This is a genomic window from Yokenella regensburgei, assembly GCF_051486985.1.
In the GTDB taxonomy this organism is placed as follows: Bacteria; Pseudomonadota; Gammaproteobacteria; order Enterobacterales; family Enterobacteriaceae; genus CBFFRJ01.
Genome location: NZ_JAHVDV010000093.1, coordinates 1 through 1,052, shown reverse-complemented (window position 1 = coordinate 1,052; position 1,052 = coordinate 1). Strand labels below are relative to the sequence as shown.

The following is a 1,052-nucleotide window of genomic DNA, read 5'->3' as shown; positions in this document are numbered from 1 at the left end:
ATCCCGGGAATTTTAGTTTTATAGATCCCTTCAAAACCAGAAGGTTCCATCACCGATGCATACTTTACAAAGTAAGCCAGCCGAGAACCGGTACAAACAAAATAACCAGCATCCGCCGCACCAGGATTAAAAGTGATGACAGGGCCAAGTGCTGTATTGGGCTGCACATTGCTCCCCACCGTAAACGAGTTTGCCGGCAGCGTTAACGTATAATCTTTCGCATTAGCGGTACACCCAGCCAGCGCCGTCCGGCTGACGAGAAGAAGTAAAAATAACACAGCTGCTTTTAGTAAAAACCTGTAATAAACCATATTTAACACCCCAACAAGAATAATCTGCCGCTGGCTTTAATTTATATATCGCGCCTGCTGATAATGGAAAAGCCCTGAATCACCAATAACTGAGAAAAAGACTGTGTCCTGCGCCTGCTGGCCGGTGTGTGGCGGAGTAAATAGCACCCGCCCTTTCGCCGGGCACATACCGTTCAGTTTTGTTTTATCCACATCAGAGGGTGGTGTCAGCCGGATGTCATGAAACGAAACGTTAAATGCCGAAGGGTTAGTGCACTCAAGCTCTGCACCCTTTTTGCCCGGCATCAGACGCCATTGCAATGTTTTAACGGCTTCCTCTGGCGAACCCGGCAACCCCTCTGGCCGGTAAAACAGCTTCAGTCGGGAACGCACCGGGAACTGCATCACGTTCTGCGTCCCGGCCTTTTTACCCGGCGGTGTGGGGCTCACTTCCAGTACGTTTATCCAGAACACCGACTCCCGGTCGCGGGGAACCGCGCCGCCGGTAAAACGAATACGCAGCGACTGCCCTTTACCCGGATCCAGGCGGAAAATGGGCGGCATGATAATAAAAGGTGGCGTCGAATCATTACCTTCGCCCGCGTCCATCCAGGCCTGAATAAGGCGCGGCGCTGCGGAATCATTTTTAATTCCGAGGGTCACCTCTTTTCTGATTTCCGGATAAATCACACGGGTGGCATCAGGCGTAATGCCCGCCTGAGCGGTGGCTAAATGAATAACGGTAAAAACGGTAAAGCAGAA

The 1,052-nt window shown here is 51.2% G+C and carries 2 protein-coding genes; both read right to left on the bottom strand.

Translation table 11 applies throughout. The features are described from left to right. A partial coding sequence (locus tag KXR87_RS23565; protein ID WP_437434593.1) for a hypothetical protein occupies nucleotides 1-311 on the bottom strand: 311 nt, incomplete at its 3' end. Nucleotides 312-347: 36 nt separating this feature from the next. Beyond that, nucleotides 348-1,052: fimbrial biogenesis chaperone (locus tag KXR87_RS23560; protein WP_437434592.1), on the bottom strand; the 705-nt coding region annotated here is incomplete at its 5' end.